This is a genomic window from Mesorhizobium sp. CA7 (assembly GCF_020165015.1).
Taxonomy (GTDB): Bacteria; Pseudomonadota; Alphaproteobacteria; order Rhizobiales; family Rhizobiaceae; genus Mesorhizobium.
Map to the genome: position 1 here is coordinate 65357 of NZ_JAIUHH010000013.1, position 18702 is coordinate 84058.

Here is an 18702-nt window from a genome sequence, read left to right on the forward strand (position 1 = left end):
ACCAATCAGAGGAGAACGACATGAAACTGATTTTCGCCGGCGTCCTTGCCGGGTTGGTGGCGACCACGGCCGCAAAGGCCGATGAAATGGTGTTTACCAGCTGGGGCGGGACGACGCAGGAAGCCCAGACCAAATCCTGGGCCGAGCCTTTTACCGCCTCTTCGGGCATCAAGGTACTGCAGGACGGACCGACTGACTACGGCAAGCTGAAGGCCATGGTCGACGCCAAGAACGTCACCTGGGACGTCGTCGATGTCGAGATGGATTTCGCCATCAAAGCGGCCAAGGACGGGTTGCTCGAGCCGATCGACTTCGCCGTCGTGCCGAAGGCCGATCTCGACCCGCGCTTCAGCAATGAGAACGCGGTCGGCAGCTTTTACTATTCTTTCGTGCTCGCCTGGAACAAGAGCGCCGTCTCCGGTGAGCCGGCTAGCTGGGCGGACATGTTCGACACCAAGAAATTTCCGGGAAAGCGGACCTTCTACAAATGGTCGGCGCCGGGCGTGATCGAGATCGCGCTGCTCGCCGACGGCGTGCCGGCCGACAAGCTCTATCCGCTCGACCTCGACCGCGCCTTCAAGAAGCTCGACACCATCAAGTCGGACATCGTCTGGTGGGGTGGCGGCGCCGAATCGCAGCAGCTGATCGCCTCTGGCGAGGCCGCCTTCGGCCAGCTCTGGAACGGCCGCGTCTTCGCGCTCGAGAAGGACGGCGCCGATGTCGGCGTGTCCTGGAACCAGAACCTCACCGCCGCCGACGTCTTGGTGGTGCCGAAGGGCGCCAAGAACAAGGACGGCGCTATGAAATTCCTCGCCGCCGCGACCAGCCCGACCGGCCAGGCGAAATTCGCCGAGGCGAGCGGCTACGCGCCGATCAACACCAAGGCCAAGGCGGAAATGCCCGCCGACGTGGTCAAGGGCCTGCCGGACGCCCATGTCGACGGACAGATCAATCTCGACATGAACTACTGGGCCGAGCATCGCGACGAGATCGCCACGCGCTGGTACGCCTGGCAGGCGAAGTAAGGACCGTCCTTTGACAGGATCGGGGCGGCGCTGGCCGTCCCGACCCGCAATCCGGGATTACCGCCATGTCGGTGGAAGCACAGCAAGGGATCGCAAGCCTTCGAATACCGGCAGGCCTTGGCGGCCTGCTTCCGGCGTTGATCCTGATCGGACTGTTTTTCGTCGTGCCGGTGCTGGCGCTTTTGCTGCGCAGCGTCACCGACCCCGCTCCGGGCCTGCAGAACTATGCGGCGCTGCTTGGCGACGGCACATACGCGCGCGTCTTCTTCAACACTTTCCTCGTCGCCTTCGTCGTCACCCTCGTCACGGTGGTCGTCGCTTTTCCGGTCGCCTGGATGCTGGCGATCATGCCGCCGGCGCTCGCCTCGATCCTGTTCGGCATCATCATCCTTTCCATGTGGACGAACCTTTTGACCCGCACCTACGCCTGGATGGTGCTGTTGCAGCGTACCGGCGTCATCAACCGGGCGCTGATGGGCGCCGGCATCATCAACCAGCCGCTGCCGCTGATCAACAATCTCACCGGCGTCACCATCGGCATGGTCTACATCATGCTGCCCTTCATGATCCTGCCGCTGGTCGGCACCTTGCGCGCCATCGATCCGATGACTTTGCGCGCCGCCGCTCTTTGTGGTGCCAGCCCGCTCGCCGCCTTCAGGCGCATCCTGTTGCCGCTGTCACTGCCCGGCATAGCCGCCGGCGGCCTGATGGTCTTCGTCATGTCGCTCGGCTATTTCGTCACGCCGGCTCTGCTTGGCGGCACGTCGAACATGATGCTCGCCGAAATGATCGCGCAGATGATCCAGTCGCTGCTCAACTGGGGCCTGGGGAGTGCTGCCGCTTTCATCTTGCTCGTCGTCACCATGGCGCTTTATGCGTTGCAGCTGCGCCTGGTCGGGTCAAAACGCCCGGCGGGAGGCGCCTGAGATGCTGCTCGATTATGACCGCCTCGGCTGGTTGAAGGTCGCGCTCCTTGCCTTCACGGCATTGGTCGCAGCCTTCCTGCTGCTGCCTGTGGTCTTCATCGTGCTTCTCTCCTTCGGCTCGTCGCGCTGGCTGGCCTTTCCGCCCCCCGGCTGGACGCTGAAATGGTATCAGGAGCTGTTTGCCGACCCGTCCTGGATCGAAGCGGCCCTCACCAGCGCGCGTATCGCCACGATGACGGCGATCCTCGCCGTCGCCATCGGCCTGCTCGCCTCCTTCGCGCTGATTCGCGGCCAGTTCCGCGGCCGCGAGGTCCTGCGCGGGCTTCTGCTCACGCCAATGGTCCTGCCGGTTGTCGTTTTCGCTATCGCCATCTACGCCTTCTTCCTGCGGCTTGGCCTCGGCGGCACCACGATCGGCTTCGTCGTCGCCCACACCGTATTGGCGCTGCCCTTCGCCATCATTCCGATCGCCACCGCGCTCGAAGGATTCGACAAGTCTATCGAGGATGCGGCCATCGTCTGCGGCGCCAGCCCGCTGCAGGCTAAGCTCAGGATCACCCTGCCCTCGATCCGCATCGGCATCTTCTCCGCCGCGATCTTTTCCTTCCTGGCGTCGTGGGATGAGGTCGTGGTCGCTATCTTCATGGCGAGCCCCACTTTGCAAACCTTGCCTGTCAAGATCTGGGGCAGTCTCCGCTCCGACCTCACCCCCGTCATCGCCGCCGCATCGAGCCTGCTGGTCGCGCTCACGCTCGCCCTGATGATCGTGACGGCACTCTTGCGCCGAAAGCTGCAGACATGACCCAACCCTTCCTCTCGATCCGCAAATTGCGCAAGGCGTTCGGTGCCTTCACCGCCGTTCGCGATGTGACGCTGGATATTCCGAAGGGCGAATTCCTGACCTTCCTCGGGCCGTCCGGTTCCGGCAAGTCGACCACGCTCTACGCCATCGCCGGCTTCCAGGATCCGACCTCCGGCGACGTGCAGCTGCAGGGCAAGTCGCTGCTTTCAGTGCCTTCGCACAAACGCAACATCGGCATGGTCTTTCAGCGCTACACGCTGTTCCCGCATCTGAGCGTCGCCGAAAACGTCGCCTTCCCGCTTCGAGTCCGCCGCCGGCCGGAGACCGAGGTCAGGCGCACGGTCGCCGACATGCTCTCCCTGGTGCGGCTGGAAAGCTTCGCCGAGCGTCTGCCCGCGGCGCTCTCGGGCGGCCAGCAGCAGCGCGTCGCGCTTGCCCGCGCGCTGGCCTATGATCCGCCCATCCTCCTGATGGACGAACCGCTATCGGCATTGGACAAGAAGCTGCGCGAGGAGATCCAGGCCGAGATCCGCCGCATCCACCGCGAGACCGGCGTCACCATCCTTTACGTCACCCACGATCAGGAAGAAGCTCTGCATCTGTCGGACCGCATCGCCCTCTTCAGAGATGGCCGCATCGAACAGATCGGCACGGGCGAGGACCTCTACCTTAGGCCCGCAACCGATTTTGTTGCCGGCTTCATCGGCAACTCGAATTTCCTCGCCGCCGAGCATCTGGAAACGGTGGGCGGCGCCTCGACCATCCGCCTCGCGGACGGCGCGCTTGTCTCCGGCATCAATTCCAATGGCAGCTTCGCGCCCGGACAGAAAACCAGGCTGATGATCAGGCCGGAAGCGTTTCGCCTGGAGCGCTCGCCCAACAATGCGGAGCTTGCGGTCGAGATCGTCGATGTCGCCTTCTACGGCGAGCGCCGGCGTATTGTGGCGCGCACGAGCGCCGGACAGGAAATCGACATCCGGCCGACATCTTCGGCAGCGGCAAAGCATGATGCAACGCTGGGCAGGCGGCAGATATTCTTCGATCCCGGCGGTGCCTTCCTGTTTCCCGCCTCGGGCAAAACCGGTAAGGAACTGACGTATTAATGATCCGACCAAGCTTGAGCGCTCGGCAAGCAGATCGGCGTGCGCGAGACGAAGAAGGCCGATAAGAACGAGAGTATCGCCATGATCACGGGCCTGCAGCGCCTGCCTAAACGACGAGATCGCTCCTTGGCGTTTGCATGGCCGGCCCTCCGAAATTGGCCTCGAGCCAGGCAATGGCGCTCGCAACATCCTCGATGGCGAAGCGCGCGGTGGTCTCGCCCTGCGGCTTGACCCGGATCGAAATTCCCCCGGCGGCATTGACCGTTTCGAAGCCGTTCTCGTCGGACGTGTCGTCGCCAAGGAACACAGGACGCCTGCCGCTGAACGGACCAGTCTGCATGAAGCGCCGGATCGCAGCGCCCTTGGCTGCCTCAAGCGGCATCAGCTCGACGCCGGCATTGCCGGCGATCACACGGTAGCCTTTGGGCAGGCGCTCAAGCGCTGCCTCGACCAGTTCCGTCGCCCGTGCCAGAAGCTGGGGCGCTGCTCTCGTATGGATGGCGAGCACAGGTCCCTTGCGCTCGACATAGACGGCCTTGCTTGCCAGCTCCAGTTCGATCTCGTCGGCGAGCGCCGCCATGTCCGCCGGCTCGTCGGCGGCCTCGATCCGGCCATCCGGCGCAAGCCTGTGCTCCAGCCCGTAGAGGCCGGCGATCCTGAGCTTCAAGGGATCGAACAGATGGTCTACGGCCGCGATCGAGCGGCCGGTGATGAAGGCGAGCGCTCCGTCCAGCCGCCGCTCGATCGTCTGCAGCAATTGCCGCAACTCGGCGCTGACCGACACGCTGTCGGGATGCGCCGCGTGCTCCAGCAAGGTGCCGTCGATGTCGAGGAAAAGCGCCCACCGGCCTTCGGGAAGCGGCGGGGTAAGGTCTGCCTGACTATTCATCGGAATCCGACTGCCTGTTTGCGTTCGAACATGGAGACGACATTGTCGCCGGTGGGACTTGCCGGTCGGTCGTATAGGGCCGTGACCCGGTCGAGGTCGCCGCGCTTCCTGAGCCGCGCCGCGTCGAGCAGCATGCTGCCGGCCCAGCGATAGACATTGTTGTCGCGCACGATGTCGCGCATGCGCCGCATGCGCTCGTGCTGCTCGTCCGGCCCCATGGTCATCGCCTGCAGCATCGCCTCGCTCATCATCGCCGCGTCGTACGGATTGACGATCAGCGCCTCCAGCAATTCGCGCGAGGCGCCCGCGAAGGTGCTGAGCAGCAGCACGCCCTGCTCGTCGTCGCGCGACGCCACGAACTCCTTGGCAACGAGATTCATGCCGTCATGCAGGCTGGTGACGAGGCAGATATCGGCGGCGCGATAAAGCTCATAGACTGCGGCTTGCGAATGGTGCTCGGCCACCATGACGACCGGCTGATAGGATTTGCTGCCGTAGCGCTGGTTGAGCTCGTCGGCATAGCGCAGGCATTCATCGTGCAGCTGCTTGTAGGCAGGCAGCGTGCCCCGGCTTGGTGCAGCGATCTGCAGGAATACCACATTGCCGATCGTTTCTGGATGACGGATGAACAGTTCCTCAAGCGCATGGAAGCGATCGAGGATGCCTTTGGTGTAGTCGAGGCGTTCGACGCCGACGCAAAGCTTGGCGCCAGCTGGAATTCTGAACCGCTTGCGCACGCGCGCCCGGCACTCCTCGACGCTCGGAAGAGTTTTCAGCAGCTCGACCGGCCACTCGATCGAGATCGGATAGGAATGCACGAGCGTCACCTGGCCGCCATAGGAAATGGCCGCGTCGGCTCGCTCGATCCGGCTTTCCATGAAACGGTCGACGCTTTCGGTGAAGTTGTTGGCGTGGAATTGTGTGTGGAAGCCCACGATCGAGCTGCCGAGCAGGCCGTCGAGGATACGCTCGCGCCACGGGCAGATGCTGAACACTTCCGAGTTCGGCCACGGTATGTGCCAGAAGGTGATGACGATCGCCTCCGGCAGGCGCTCGCGGATCATGCGCGGCAGAAGCGCGAAGTGGTAGTCCTGGACCAGCACGATCGGCCGCTCGTTGCGCGCCTCGGCAACCACCGTCTCCGCAAATTTGCGGTTGACGGCCTCATAAGCCTCCCAGTCGGATTCGCGGAAGATCGGGCGCGTGAACGCGATATGGCAGAGCGGCCACAGGCCCTCATTGGCGAAGCCAAGATAGTAGCCCTGATATTCGTCGTCGCTCAGCCAGACGCGGCGCAGCGTGTAGGAAGGATTGCCGGGCGGCACTTGCACGCGGTCGTTCCTGTCCACCACCGTCCGGTCGGCAGTGCCGCCGCCATAGGCGATCCAGGTGCCGGCGCAAGCGCGCGTGATCGGTTCCAGCGCCGAGACCAGTCCGCTCGCCGGCACGACAAGCTCGACGTCGCCGTTCCTGGTTTCGTTGTGGATATAAGGCTCGCGATTGGAGACAATGATGACCTGCGCATCCGGCAACTCGTCAGCGAGGATCTTGCGCAACGTCTCCGGCGACCATGTGACCAGGGCCGCGTCGACCGACTGCCCGTTCTTTTCGAATTCGCGCAGCACCTTGCGCGCGGCCTCTGTGGCGAAGTCGTCGCCGGGGCCTGCCACAGCCGAAATCCTCGGGTGATTGCGACGGTACCGGGATATCGAAATGAAAATGGCAAATGCGGAAAGTCCAAGGCTTACGAGAATAAGGACCAGTAACAGAACGCTGTATTGTGTCATTGAAATGCCAGGCTGCCTCCGGCTGTCCGCTCATTATTTTCGTTCTTGCCGGCTGCGGACGGCAGACCGGTCCACCTGTGCAACGCACAAGCCGGCCATGAGTTCCGACATTTTTCGATTGTTGAACGCGGTCTTGCGACGCCTTCTTCTAAGTCCGCACGATAAGCGGCACCTGGCCTTCATGACGATCGGAAAGGAAGGCGGCGACACGGTCGCCGACCCGCTGGAAGGTCACATCGACGACCTTGTCCCCGACACTCAGATGCCGGAGCATCAGGGTGTCGATACCGATCGGCAGCCTCGGGCGCGTGACATGCAATTCGCCTTTCCAGCCATCGATTTCCAGGCCCAGACAGGCCTGCATCAGCATGAAGGTTGAGCCTGCCGACCAGGCTTGCGGCAGGCAGGCCACCGGATAGGCGATCGGCGCTTCGCCCGGCGCCCGGGCGAAGCCGCAGAACAATTCGGGCAGCCGCATATTGAAATGAACGGCCGATTCGAAAGTGCCGCTCATCAGCCGCACAACGCTGTCGCGTTCGCCGTAGCGCGCGAGGCCCACGCCGCAAAGCGCAGTGTCGTGGGGCCAGATCGAGCCGTTGTGGTAGGACATCGGGTTGAAGAACACCGCATCGTCGGCGAGCGTCCGCAGTCCCCAGCCGGAATGGAAGGCGGCCGACAGCAGCTGCTCGGCGACCAGCTTGGCGCGGTCGGGCTGCGGCAGCCCGACAAAAAGCAGGTGCCCGGCATTTGTCGTTCGAACCTTGCAGGGCTGCCCCTCGCCATCGATGGCCAAGGCGTAGAAATTCATGTCGTCCAGCCAGAAATCGCGTTCCACGGCGATCCGCATTTCCTCAGCGCGGCCCTCCCAGTGCTCGGCGTCGGCGAATTCGCCGCGGCGGCGTGCGAGCGCCGCCATGCCGCGGAAGGCGGCAAAGACATAGCCCTGCACCTCGACCAGCGCGATCGGCCCCTTTGGGATGCGCCCATCAGCGTGGAAGACCGAATCGAAGCTGTCCTTCCACCCCTGGTTGGCGAGGCCGGACTCGGCGGCGCGCTGGTAGGTGACGAAACCGGTGGCGCGGCTCGCCTCCTCCGTCCAGTCGGCAGCGGCTTTCAGCGAAGGCCAAAGCTTGTCGATGAAGGCCATGTCGCCGGTGCGGTCGGCATAGGCGGAAGCCAGATGGATATAGAGCGGCGTGGTGTCGACGCCTCCGTAATAGCGGCCGAAAGGAAGTTCGCGCAGCGCCGCCATCTCGCCCTTGCGTGTCTCATGCATGATCTTGCCGGGCTGCGAATCCGAAAAGGGCGACGTTTCGGTCGCCTGGTGCTCGGCCAGAAAAGCAAGCACCCCGCGCGCCAGGCCGGGATTGAGCCAAAGCATCTGCAGGCTTGAGATCACGCCGTCGCGCCCGAATGCGGTCGAAAACCACGGGATGCCGGCATAGGGATAGGGGCCGGTCGGAAGCTCGGTGGTAAGCAGCGCCACGTCGGCGCGGGCGCGCTCGACCCAATCGTTGAACACGCGCCCCGAGCTGTGCACTGTGGCGCCGTGCCTGCGCTTGGCGCGCATGCCGAACCGCGCGCGCGCCGCCGCGGCGCGGAAGCGGTCGCGATCGGGCGGGTCGGCGATCGCGGGGCCGACCTCGACATAAAGCACCTTTCGGCTGCGCTTGGTCACGGCGATGAGGAAATCGGCGCGATTGTCGCTCAACTGGTCTGGCGCCTGCGAAAAGGAGATTGCCGAAAGTCGCGGCAAGCCGTCCAGGCCATCATAGCCGAGCAGGACCGTGGTCTTGTCGGTCTTGGCGATATGCGTGGTGCCCCGCTTCACCCGGGTCGAGCCGCGCACCTCGAACATGTCGCGAAAGTCGGCGGCGAAATGCAGCGACGCGGTTATGGTGGAATGCTCGCGGCTGTAGTTGGAAAGCGTGATGCGCTCGAACAGCCTGTCCTGCCAGATCAGCCTGACGCGCTCGATATGGATCGCGCCCTGCGGCATATCGCGGCCGGCAGCGCTTTGAATAGGCAGGTTGGTCAGGTTGGACGTGAACAGCACATTGTCCTGGCTGAGCGATGCACCGAGCAGCGACATCGGCCTGCCGCCGATGGTCAGCCGGAATTCGGACAGCACGCGCGTGTCGTCGCGGAAGAACCCGTCGCCCGAACCCCTGATGTCGCCATAGGCGTCGGCGACGGCGAAGCAGTCGCCCTGCTTGAGGGCAAAAAGCCGGTGCGGTTCTCGCGGCGCCGTCTCGTCGAGCGAGGAAAGGGCCACGGCAGGATCGAGCTTGCGCTCGTCGAGCTCCGTCATTCGTCACCTCTTCGGTTGCCCCACCCTAGAGCATGATGCCGAAAAGTGTGAGGCGGTTTTCGGATGACATCATGCTCTATCTCTTTGATTTGGAGCCGGATTCAGATTTCAGGTCGACCAGACCTGAAATCATCCGGCTCTGGGCAGTCGGTCAGGAGGCCCTGGCCTCCGGCATGCCGGTCAGACGCATATAGGCAGAAAGGTAGTCGCGCGCCATTCTTGTCGCCGAGAACCTTTTCTCGAAGACCGCCCTCACCTGCCGCCGGTCGAGTTCGAGAAGCGCGGGCATCGATGCGACCGCATCGTCGACATTGTCGACGACGAAGCCGGTGATGCCATCGTCGACGATCTCCGGCAGGGCGCCGTTGTCCCAGGCGATCACCGGTGTGCCGCAAGCCATGGCCTCGATCGCGACGAGGCCGAACGGTTCCGGCCAGTCGATCGGGAACAGCAGGCCTGCCGCGTTGCCCAGGAATTCGGCCTTCTCGTCTTCCGTGATCTCGCCGACATAGTCGATACGGTCGCCATCGATGAGCGCCTCGATATTATCGCGGAAATAGGCGCGGTCGTCGTCGCCGATCTTGGCCGCCAGCTTCAGCTTCAACCCGGACCGGCGCGCGATCTCGATGGCGCGGTCCGGCCGCTTGTCGCGCGACAGGCGGCCGAGGAAAGCGAGATACGGCTCTTCCCCATGTGGTTCATAGGTCGGCCGGTAGGCATCGAGCGGCAGTCCGTGATGGATCGTGGCCAGCCAGTTCGCATCCGGCAAACCGCGCTTCTGGCTGTGCGAGATCGAGATCATGGGGAAACGCGGGAAACGTTTGTAGGCAGGCGCCAGGTCGACATAGTCGAGCCTGCCATGCGGCGTCGTCACCGTGCGACCCGCGATCTGCTCGAAGAACGGAAAATGCAGGAAATGGCTGAGATGGAAATGAATGACGTCGAATTCGCCGGCGCGTTCGCGCACATCGGCGAGCATCGCCAGATGAGCGGCGATTTCCGATTTCTTCGGCCGCGGATCGAGGCGTATCGCCTGGTCGCGGCCTGGCACCAGTCGCGCCGATGTCTCGCTGTCACCGCTCGCGAACAGCGTGACGTCATGCCCGAGCTCGACGAGTGCTTGGGTGATGTAGAAGACGATCCGCTCCGTGCCGCCGTAAAGTTTCGGCGGCACGGATTCAAAAAGCGGCGCGACATGGGCTATGCGCATCTGGTCCCTCAGCTGTTGACGCGAGGCAAAATGCGTCAGCCGCGAGATCGTTCCTGCCCAATTGGTCGCGGGTTAGCCTCAGGACTTACGGCTGCGCCGTGCCAAAATGTTCGCCACCAGCAAAAGCAGGATGGATAGCGCCATCATTAGGGTCGCCGCGGCAGTGATGGCGGGCGAAAGTTTTTCGCGCAGGCCGATGAACATTTCGAGCGGCATGGTGCGCTGGCTGGCGCTGGCCAGGAACTGCACGACGACCACTTCGTCGAAGGAGGTGACGAAGGCGAAGGCCGCGCCCGAAAGCACGCCGGGCAGAATCAGCGGCAGCATGACGCGGAAGAACGACGTCAGGGGTTTGGCGCCGGAGATCGCCGCGGCTCGCATCAGGTTGCGATCGAAGCCGGTCAGGCTAGCGCCCACCGTCACCACCACGAAGGGGCTGGCCAAGGCGGTATGCGCTAGGATGATGCCGGCATAAGTGCTGGCGAGCCCAACGCGGGCGTAGAATAGATAGGAACCGACGGCTGTGATCACCACCGGCACGATCAGCGGCGAAAGAAGCAGCGGCATGATAATGCGCCGACCCGGAAACTTCTCGTCGGAAAGCGCGATCGCCGTTAGTGTCCCGAGCGTCGTCGCGATCACCGTCGTCCCGAGGGCGATGATCAGGCTATTGCCGATCGCCGACTGCCAGCGCTGGGTGCCGAGCACGACCTCGTACCAGCGCGTCGAGATGCCCTCCAGCGGGAAGATGAAGAAGGCGCCGCTGTTGAAGGAGAGCGGCACCGGGATGAGGATCGGCACCAACAGGAACAGGATGACCAGCCCGCACCAAATCCACAGCAGTGTGATGCGGATGCGTTCGCCTGTTGTGGGATAGGGAGAGAGCAGCATGGGCTACACCAGCTTCAGGCGGTCGAGGCCGAGGACGCGGGCAAAAATGCCGAACAGCGCCAAGGTGAAGACGAGCAGGATGAAGGACAGCGCCGCCGCCATCTCCCAGTTCAGTTCGACATTGACGTAATTGGCGATGAAATTGCTGATGAGTTGGTCGCCTGCCCCGCCTATCAGCGCCGGCGTGATGTAATAGCCGAGGCACAGGATGAAGGTGAGCATGCAACCGGCCATCACGCCCGGAAACACCTGCGGGATGTAGATACGGCGAAACGCGGTGAAAGGCCTGGCGCCTAGCGAATAGGCGGCCTTCATCTGCGAAGGCGGGATGGTGCGCATGACGCTGTAGATCGGCAGCAGCGTGAACGGCAACTGGATATGCGTCATGGCGATGACCAGCCCGATGCGGCTGTACATCAGGTCGAGCCGGTCGCTAGTAACGCCGATAAGAAGCAGGAAATCATTGACCAGGCCGAACTTTTGCAAAAGCACGGTCCAGGCCGCGGTGCGCACCAGGATCGAGGTCCAGAACGGCAGCAGCACCGCAACGATTAGGATGGCGGCCAGCCCTTTCGGCACGTTGGCGATGAGATAGGCGAGCGGAAAGCCGAGGATCAACGTTGCTAGCGTCACCGACGCCGCAACGAAGAAAGTGCGCAGGAACACCTGTATGAAGATCGCCTGCTCGGGTGGCACCCGCTCGATGCCGCCATCGGCGTTCCAGCGCAGATCGAGCGCGCTGAGCAGGTAGAACGAGGTAAGGCTGCTTGTGCCGCTCCGGATCACCGGCCAGGTCGATGGTACAGACCAGAACGGCACCGATTTCATGGTGTCGAGCGCGGCCTGACCGTCGGCGCTTTCCAGCTTGCGAACCGTCTTCAATACCTGGCTGCGGGCTCCAGGCAGCCGCGCGTTCAGGCTCTTGGCCAGTTCATAGGCTGTGCCCTTGGCCTGGTTTTCCTTGAGGTCCGCCGCCAACGCGGCGAAGGCGTCGTCGCCGGGAAGGCCCTGGCCGTTCCAGCCGGCCAGGGCCGCGGTCGTCTTGGGAAGTGCGTCCGCGATGGTCGGGTCATAGACCGCGCGCGACAAAAGCAGCACGATCGGAATACCGAAACTTAGGGCCAGAAGGACGAGCAGCGGCGCTGCCAGAAGCAACGAGCGCATCCGGTCGCCGAGTTCGGCGCGGCGGAGCGCCGCCGACACGGATTTCAGATCCGCGTCGGCGGCTGACCGGTCGCGGGCCAGCGTCGGCCGGTCGATTTCGCTGGGCTGGAGCGCCGACATCCCGCCTTCCTACTGAGCAAGCCAGGCGTTGAAGCGCTTGACAAGGTCCTCGCCATAGTCGCCCCAGAACTCGGTGTCGGCGACGAGATAGGCGCCGGCGAGATGATCGGGAGCATTGGGTAGTTTCGGCAGCGCGTCGGATGCGACGAAGGACGCCGCGTCGGTACGCACCGGCCCATAGGTGATGTAGCTTGCGAGCTTGGCGTTGTTCTCGGGCTTGCTGATATACGCGAGATATTTGTAGGCAAGCTCCGGATTGCGCGCGCCCTTCGGAATGCTGATCATGTCGTATTCGAGGATCTGGTTGTTCCAGACGATCTTGAACGGCTTCTTGTCGGTGTCGATCGCGTTCTGGATGCGGCCGTTCCAGGCGGTGGTCATCACCACTTCCCTGGAAGCGAGAAGCTGTGCCGGCTGCGCGCCGGCGTCCCACCAGACGATGTCCTTCTTGATGGTGTCGAGCTTCTTGAACGCACGGTCGACGCCTTCCGGCGTGGCCAGCACCTTATAGACCTCGGCGGGTGCGACGCCGTCCGCCATCAGCGCCCATTCGAGGTTCTGCGCCGGGAACTTGCGCATGGCGCGCTTTCCCGGGAATTTCGTCGCGTCGAAGAGGTCGAGGACCGAGGTCGGAGCTTCCTTCAGCACGGTGGGGTCATAAGCAAGGATATCGCCGTAAGCATCGAGACCGACTCCACAATCCAGCGCCGAGCCTTCGATGAATTTGTCGCGCGGCCCGATCTTGGAATAGTCGAGCCGCTCGAGGATGCCGGCGTCGCAACCCTGCAGCACCGTCGCGGTCTCGACCGTCACCAAGTCGATCGGCACATTGCCGGTCTCAACCATCGCTTTGACCTTGCCGAGATCGCCGAGATACTCCTGCTCCAGGATTTTCGCGCCGGTCTCCTTGCTGAAGGGCTCGAACCAGGCCTTGCGCTGCGCGTCCTGCCAGGCGCCGCCGCTCGCCATGATCGACAATTCGTCTGCGAAGGCGGCGCCGGTCATAGCCATGCAGGCTGTGGCGGCCGCGAGCGCGAATAGGCGTGTTCTCAATTGTGTCATTGCATTTTCCCCTGTTTTGGAATGGCGCCGCCCGTTCCGGCATCGGCCGGGAAGGCGCGGCAATCGTTGGGCGCGCAGGAGACCGTCACGGTCTCGCCGTTCGCCATCGTCGCTTCGGGGCCGACCTTGACGGTCAGCACCTGGTCGTTGGCGAGCCTGGCCAGCAGGCGCAGGTGATCGCCGAGATAGATGCGCCCATCGACGGTCGCCGCCAGCGCGTTGCCGCCACTGGCGGCAGCCGACAGGCTGAGCCGCTCGGGCCGGACGGCGACGTGGCAGGCGGCGCCTTGCGTCACCCCGACCGCCAGCGCGGTGATCTCGCCGCCGCCGCTCAGCCGGACACGGCATTCCTGGCCTGAAACGCGGTCGACCACGCCTTCCAGCGTGTTGTTCTCGCCGATGAAGCTCGCCACGAATGAGCTTTGCGGGGTGTTGTAGAGATCGTCGGGCGAGCCCAGCTGGGCGATCCCGCCATTGTTGAACACCGCGACGCGGTCCGACATCGTCAGCGCCTCGCTTTGGTCGTGCGTGACATAGACGATGGTGACGCCGAGCATGGTGTGGATCTGCTTGATTTCGAGCTGCATATGCTCGCGCAATTTCTTGTCGAGCGCGCCGAGCGGCTCGTCCATCAGCACCAGGTTCGGCTGAAAGACCAGCGCGCGAGCCAGCGCCACGCGCTGCTGCTGGCCGCCGGAAAGCTGCGTCGGGCGGCGATCGCCGAATTGCTTCAGCCGAACCATGTCGAGCGCGCGGCCCACACGGGCCGCGATGTCGGCCTTGCTCACCTGGCGGACGGAAAGCGGAAAGCCGACATTCTCCTCTACCGTCATATGCGGGAACAGCGCATAGTTCTGAAACACCATGCCGATATTGCGCTGGTAAGGCGGCAGCCGATCGACCGGCTGGCCCTCTAGCGTGATCGTGCCATGCGTCGGTCGCTCGAAGCCAGCGAGCATATTGAGCGTGGTGGTCTTGCCGGAGCCGGAGGGGCCGAGCAGCGTCAGGAACTCGCCGCGCGCGACGGCAAGGTTCATCCGCGTTACCGCGAAGCTGCGTCCGTCATAGGACTTCTCGACGTCGGCGAATTCGACAAAGCCTTGGTTGGCGCTTGCCGACACGACGGTCTGGCCGGCGCTCATCGCGCGCCTTCCCGGCTGCCGCGGGGCGATTCGGTCTGCTGCTTGCGATCCATGCCTCGTCCTCCCGGAACCGGCCCGCTGAACAGGAAGCGTCCGGCTTGTATGGTCACACAATAAGGCTGAAAGTGACCATAGATGCGGACAACTTTCACCGTCAAGCGCAAAAATGCGATGTTGTGTGATAATTTTGATCGAATTGAGTGCCGTACAATCTCTATTGTATGGATCGTTGTCTTATGCTAGATGCCCGACAAGTGAGACGTCAGCCGCAGTTCGAATCCCTCATGCTCGAAAACCTTCGCCTCACCGAGGATGACAGTCCGGTCTATCGCCGTCTTGCCGACGCGATCGCCGAACGCATTGCCGAGGGCACGCTTGCCGTCGGCGACCGGCTGCCGCCGCAACGCGAGATCGCCCGTGCATTGGGCATCAATGTCACGACCGTGACGCGGGCACTGTCCACCTTGCAGGAGCAAGGCTTGCTCGAGGCGCGCCCCGGGCGCGGCACCACGGTCGCCGCCCGCGACATTGTCGAGCGTCCGGGATTCGTGTCGGCGCCGAGCGACCAGAGCGGTATCGTCGATCTTTCCGTCAACAGGCCGCCCACGTCAGCCTATCTCGACGCCGTCGCGGCGCTGATGCCGCGCCTTTCCAAGGATCGTCACTACGCCTCGCTGCAGGATTATCATCCGCCAGAGGGGCCGCTTTGGGGCCGTGTCGCGGTCGCCGATTGGCTGAAATCGGTCGCCGGCGATGGCGATCCCGGCCGTGTCGTGCTCGCAGCCGGCGCCCAACACGGCCTCGACTGCGTGCTCGGCGCCGTCACCAGGGATGGCGAAGTGATACTTGCCGACGAGGTGACCTATCAGGGCATCAACGCGCTGTGTCGCGTCCATGGTCTCGATCTGCGTGGCGTCGCGATGGATCGCGGCGGCATGCGTCCGGATGTCTTCGAGGCAGCTTGCGTTCAGCTCCGCCCCCGTGCCGTTTTTCTGGTGCCGACACTGCACAATCCGACGACGATCACGCTGAGCGAGGAGCGCCGGCATGAATTGGCGGCCGTCGCACGCCGTCACAACGTGCTGATCATCGAGGACGACGTCTACCGTCCATTGGCCGACGATCCGCCGCCCTCCTTCGCCAGCCTCGAGCCGGAGCTGACGATCCATCTCGGCGCATTGTCGAAATGCCTAGCGCCCGGCCTGCGCCTCGGCTTCGTCATCGCCCCGCGCCCGATCGCCGGCCAGGTCGCCGCGGCGCTCCGCATCAATTGCTGGAGCATCAGCCCGCTCACGGCGTTGATCGGCGCCAGGCTGATCGAGGAAGGGGCTGCCGCCCGCATCATCGACATCCAGAAGCAGGAGTTGCGCCAGCGCCAGGCGATCTTGAGCGAAATCCTCGGCCGTTTCGACGTTCAAAGCAACCCGATCTCGACGCATGCCTGGCTGCGCCTGCCCGAGCCCTGGCGTGGCGCCGGCTTTGCCCGCACCTGCCTGGAGCGCGGCGTCGCCGTGCTGCCGGGCGACGCTTTCGCCGTCGGGCGCGAGCCGGTGCAGCACGGCGTGCGCATCAATGTCGGCGCGGCGCGATCGCAGGAGGACCTGCGTTCGGCGCTGACCATCATGGCCGAGCTGCTCGCCGCTGGCCATCTGCAATTGCCGGGCTTCGTCTGAGGCCATGACCTCCGCGCCGAAATCAGTCGAGATCGCCATCATCGGCGCCGGCGTCGTCGGGCTGGCTACGGCCTTGCGCCTTGCAAGCGAAGGACGCGAGGTCCTGGTCATCGACCCGAACGAGCCCGGCTCGGGCGCTTCGTTCGGCAATGCCGGCACGATCGCCGAATATGCCTGCATGCCGGTCGGTAATCCTGGTGTGCTGCGCGCGCTGCCGAAACTGCTGCTCGATCCCGACAGCCCGTTCTCGCTGCGCTGGGCAGCACTTTTCCAGCTCGCGCCATGGCTGGTTCGCTTTGTTCGCCAATCGCTGCCGGCGGCAACCCGAGCCAATGCGCTGGCGCTAGCCGGCCTCCTCGCCGAAGCCCTGCCGGCCTGGGGCGAAATGGTGCAGGAGGCCGGGCTTCAGGATCTGATGCGCCGAAACGGCTGCCTCTATGTCTACCGTCGCGACAGCGATTTTGCCGCCTCCGAGGGCGGACGGGCTTTGCGGGCCGAACTCGGCGTCCATCAGCAGGTTCTGACCGCCGATGAGGTGGCCGCGCTGGAGCCGCGGCTCGCGACGTTCGAGGCCAAAGGCCTCTATTTCCCGGATTCGATCAATGTCAGCGATCCCAGGACGGTGATGGCGCGGCTGGCGGCAGCCGCTGCCGCCAAGGGCGCTCAATTCATGCGCGCGAGCGTGACCGGCCTCGCAGCGGGTGCCGGCGGCGTGCGGCTGAGCGGCCCAGGGCTTGTCATCGCGGCGCAAAAAGTGGTGATTGCGGCTGGCGCGCGATCCCGCCCGCTCGCGGCCCAGGCCGGCGACCGCATCCCACTGGATACCGAGCGCGGCTACCATCTGGAGTTTCCGACCACGGCCCCTTTGCTCAACCGCCCGGTCTGCCCGGTCGATCTCGGTTTCTATATGACGCCGATGGACGGCAGGCTCCGGGTTGCCGGCACTGTCGAGCTCGGCGGGCTCAATGCGCCGCCCAATCCGCGCCGGCTGGCGCTGCTCGGTCGCGGCGTGCGGCAGTTTTTCCCCGACATCGGCAAGCCTTCGTCGCAATGGCTGGGCTTCAGGCCCTCGCTGCCGGACTCTCGCCCAGTGATCGGACCCTCGACGAAATCGCCTGATGTGATCTATGCCTTCGGCCATGGCCATCTGGGGCTGACGCTGGCCCCGGTGACAGCACGCTGGGTCGCCAGCTTAATCGCCGGCCGAGCCCTGCCATCGGCCGCCGATTTTTCCGCGGCGCGTTTCGGCTGAACGGCCGAGCCTGGCAATCAATTCCGATATGTGGAAATGCGAGCCTGTGGAGCGGCCTAAGCTTTCGGCCAGCCGATAATCAAATCAACTTGATTTTCTAAAGTGGCATTCTAGGGTTGCCGCGGCTGGTAACTATCTCATGATCCCCAAGAAAGCCATCTCCGGCACAAATCTCGAGCAGGCGAAATCGCACAACCGGCGTGTGGTGATCGAAGCGATCCGCATCAACGGCGCGCTGTCGCGGGCGGCGATCGCGAGGCTGACGGCGCTGTCGTCGCAGACCATTTCCAACATCGTCGAGGAATTGGAAGCGGCCGGGCTGCTGCAACCTGAAGCAACGCTGAAAGGCGCGCGCGGCCAACCCGCCGTCCCCTATTCGATCAACCCCGATGGCGGTTATTCGATCGGCCTGCAGCTCGACCACCAATTGGCCGTCGGCGTCGTCACCGATCTCTCCGGCACCGTGCGCGCGCGCATCGAGAGAGATGTCGACCGCCCAACCCCCACGCAGGCCATGCCGCTGCTAGCCGCGATCTCGAGCGACCTGATCGCAACCAGCCGGCTGGACCGCACGAGACTGCTCGGCATAGGGATGGCGATGCCCGGGCCGTTCGGCGTCGAAGGCATGACTTCTGTCGGGCCGACCGCCCTTCCAGGCTGGCAGGACTTTCCGGTGGCCGAAGAACTGGAGCGCCTGACCGGCATCGCCGTGATCGTCGAGAACGACGCCACAGCGGCGGCAGTAGGCGAGCGGCTTTATGGCGTTGCCCGCAAGCTCGACAGCTTCGTCTATCTCTTCATCGGAACAGGCCTCGGCGCCGGCCTCTTCCTCGACAGCCATCTCTACAAGGGCAGCCGCCACAATGCCGGCGAGATCGGCCACATCATCGTGCGGCCGGGCGGCCTGCCCTGCGACTGCGGCAAGCGCGGCTGCCTGGAGCGCTACGTCTCGCTGCGCGCCGCCTATGACAAGCTCGACCTGCCGGATCCGGACCATGCCTCACCCGACCTGCTGGAAGAGCTTCTGGCAACCGGCGACAGCCGCTTCGAAGCATGGCTCGCCGAGGCGGTCGAGCCGTTGCGGCAGGCGATCGACGTCCTTGAAATGGCGCTCGACCCCGAGACCGTCGTGCTCGGCGGCTTCATGCCGCTGCCGGTGATCGAGGCACTGGCCGGCCGGCTGGAACCGCTCCATCTCTCGGTGAGCTCGACCAGCGCCCGTACCACGCCGCGCGTCGTGGTCGGCGCCGCGGGAAAGGACACATCCGTCCTCGGCGCCGCGGCCCTGCCGATCTTCTCGGAAACCAACCCGCAATTCGACGTGCTGCAGAAACCGTTGGGCTGA

At 64.2% G+C, this 18702-nt stretch carries 15 protein-coding genes; 7 read left to right on the forward strand and 8 right to left on the reverse strand.

Annotated features, from left to right (window positions below):
- Positions 1-20 precede the first annotated feature (20 nt).
- The 4 genes from LB552_RS20950 (at position 21) to LB552_RS20965 (ending at position 3856) form a co-directional block, all read left to right on the forward strand.
- Complete coding sequence (locus LB552_RS20950) at positions 21-1025, forward strand: ABC transporter substrate-binding protein (protein ID WP_224609919.1); 1005 nt, start codon at positions 21-23, stop codon at positions 1023-1025.
- A 65-nt stretch (positions 1026-1090) separates the two neighbouring features.
- On the forward strand, positions 1091-1951 hold the full coding sequence (locus tag LB552_RS20955; protein WP_224609921.1) for an ABC transporter permease: 861 nt from the start codon (positions 1091-1093) through the stop codon (positions 1949-1951).
- A 1-nt stretch (position 1952) separates the two neighbouring features.
- Positions 1953-2753 (forward strand): ABC transporter permease, encoded by an 801-nt coding sequence (locus LB552_RS20960; RefSeq protein WP_224609923.1) that lies wholly within the window; start codon positions 1953-1955, stop codon positions 2751-2753.
- Complete coding sequence (locus LB552_RS20965; RefSeq protein WP_224609925.1) at positions 2750-3856, forward strand: ABC transporter ATP-binding protein; 1107 nt, start codon at positions 2750-2752, stop codon at positions 3854-3856. Before LB552_RS20960 ends, LB552_RS20965 begins: the two co-directional genes overlap by 4 nt.
- A gap of 106 nt (positions 3857-3962) precedes the next feature.
- On the opposite strand, the gene otsB is transcribed toward LB552_RS20965, so the two are convergent.
- From otsB to LB552_RS21005, 8 genes are all read right to left on the reverse strand, one after another.
- Complete coding sequence (otsB, locus tag LB552_RS20970) at positions 3963-4745, reverse strand: trehalose-phosphatase (RefSeq protein WP_224609927.1); 783 nt, start codon at positions 4743-4745, stop codon at positions 3963-3965.
- Positions 4742-6532: a trehalose-6-phosphate synthase gene (locus LB552_RS20975; protein ID WP_224609929.1), complete on the reverse strand. Its 1791-nt coding sequence runs from the start codon at positions 6530-6532 to the stop codon at positions 4742-4744. Before LB552_RS20975 ends, otsB begins: the two co-directional genes overlap by 4 nt.
- Before the next feature lie 148 nt (positions 6533-6680).
- Positions 6681-8843 (reverse strand): amylo-alpha-1,6-glucosidase, encoded by a 2163-nt coding sequence (locus tag LB552_RS20980; RefSeq protein WP_224609931.1) that lies wholly within the window; start codon positions 8841-8843, stop codon positions 6681-6683.
- A gap of 151 nt (positions 8844-8994) precedes the next feature.
- The gene (locus LB552_RS20985; protein ID WP_224609932.1) at positions 8995-10053 is read right to left on the reverse strand and encodes a glycosyltransferase family 4 protein; all 1059 of its coding nucleotides are present in this window, start codon (positions 10051-10053) and stop codon (positions 8995-8997) included.
- 78 nt (positions 10054-10131) lie between these two features.
- The gene (locus LB552_RS20990; RefSeq protein ID WP_140838984.1) at positions 10132-10944 is read right to left on the reverse strand and encodes an ABC transporter permease; all 813 of its coding nucleotides are present in this window, start codon (positions 10942-10944) and stop codon (positions 10132-10134) included.
- 3 nt (positions 10945-10947) lie between these two features.
- The gene (locus LB552_RS20995) at positions 10948-12228 is read right to left on the reverse strand and encodes an ABC transporter permease (RefSeq protein WP_224609934.1); all 1281 of its coding nucleotides are present in this window, start codon (positions 12226-12228) and stop codon (positions 10948-10950) included.
- Between the two features lie 9 nt (positions 12229-12237).
- The gene (locus LB552_RS21000; RefSeq protein ID WP_224609937.1) at positions 12238-13290 is read right to left on the reverse strand and encodes an ABC transporter substrate-binding protein; all 1053 of its coding nucleotides are present in this window, start codon (positions 13288-13290) and stop codon (positions 12238-12240) included.
- Complete coding sequence (locus LB552_RS21005) at positions 13287-14432, reverse strand: ABC transporter ATP-binding protein (protein ID WP_224609939.1); 1146 nt, start codon at positions 14430-14432, stop codon at positions 13287-13289. The genes LB552_RS21000 and LB552_RS21005 overlap by 4 nt, the downstream gene beginning before the upstream one ends.
- A 284-nt stretch (positions 14433-14716) precedes the next feature.
- On the opposite strand from LB552_RS21005, the gene LB552_RS21010 reads away from it, so the two are divergent.
- The 3 genes from LB552_RS21010 to LB552_RS21020 all read left to right on the forward strand — a co-directional run bounded on the left by LB552_RS21010 (position 14717) and on the right by LB552_RS21020 (position 18702).
- Positions 14717-16105 (forward strand): PLP-dependent aminotransferase family protein, encoded by a 1389-nt coding sequence (locus tag LB552_RS21010; RefSeq protein ID WP_224609940.1) that lies wholly within the window; start codon positions 14717-14719, stop codon positions 16103-16105.
- A 4-nt stretch (positions 16106-16109) separates the two neighbouring features.
- Positions 16110-17357, forward strand: coding sequence for an NAD(P)/FAD-dependent oxidoreductase (locus tag LB552_RS21015; protein ID WP_224609942.1), 1248 nt, complete (start codon positions 16110-16112; stop codon positions 17355-17357).
- Between the two features lie 139 nt (positions 17358-17496).
- A complete protein-coding gene (locus LB552_RS21020; protein ID WP_224609944.1) occupies positions 17497-18702 on the forward strand; it encodes an ROK family transcriptional regulator in 1206 nt (401 codons plus the stop codon).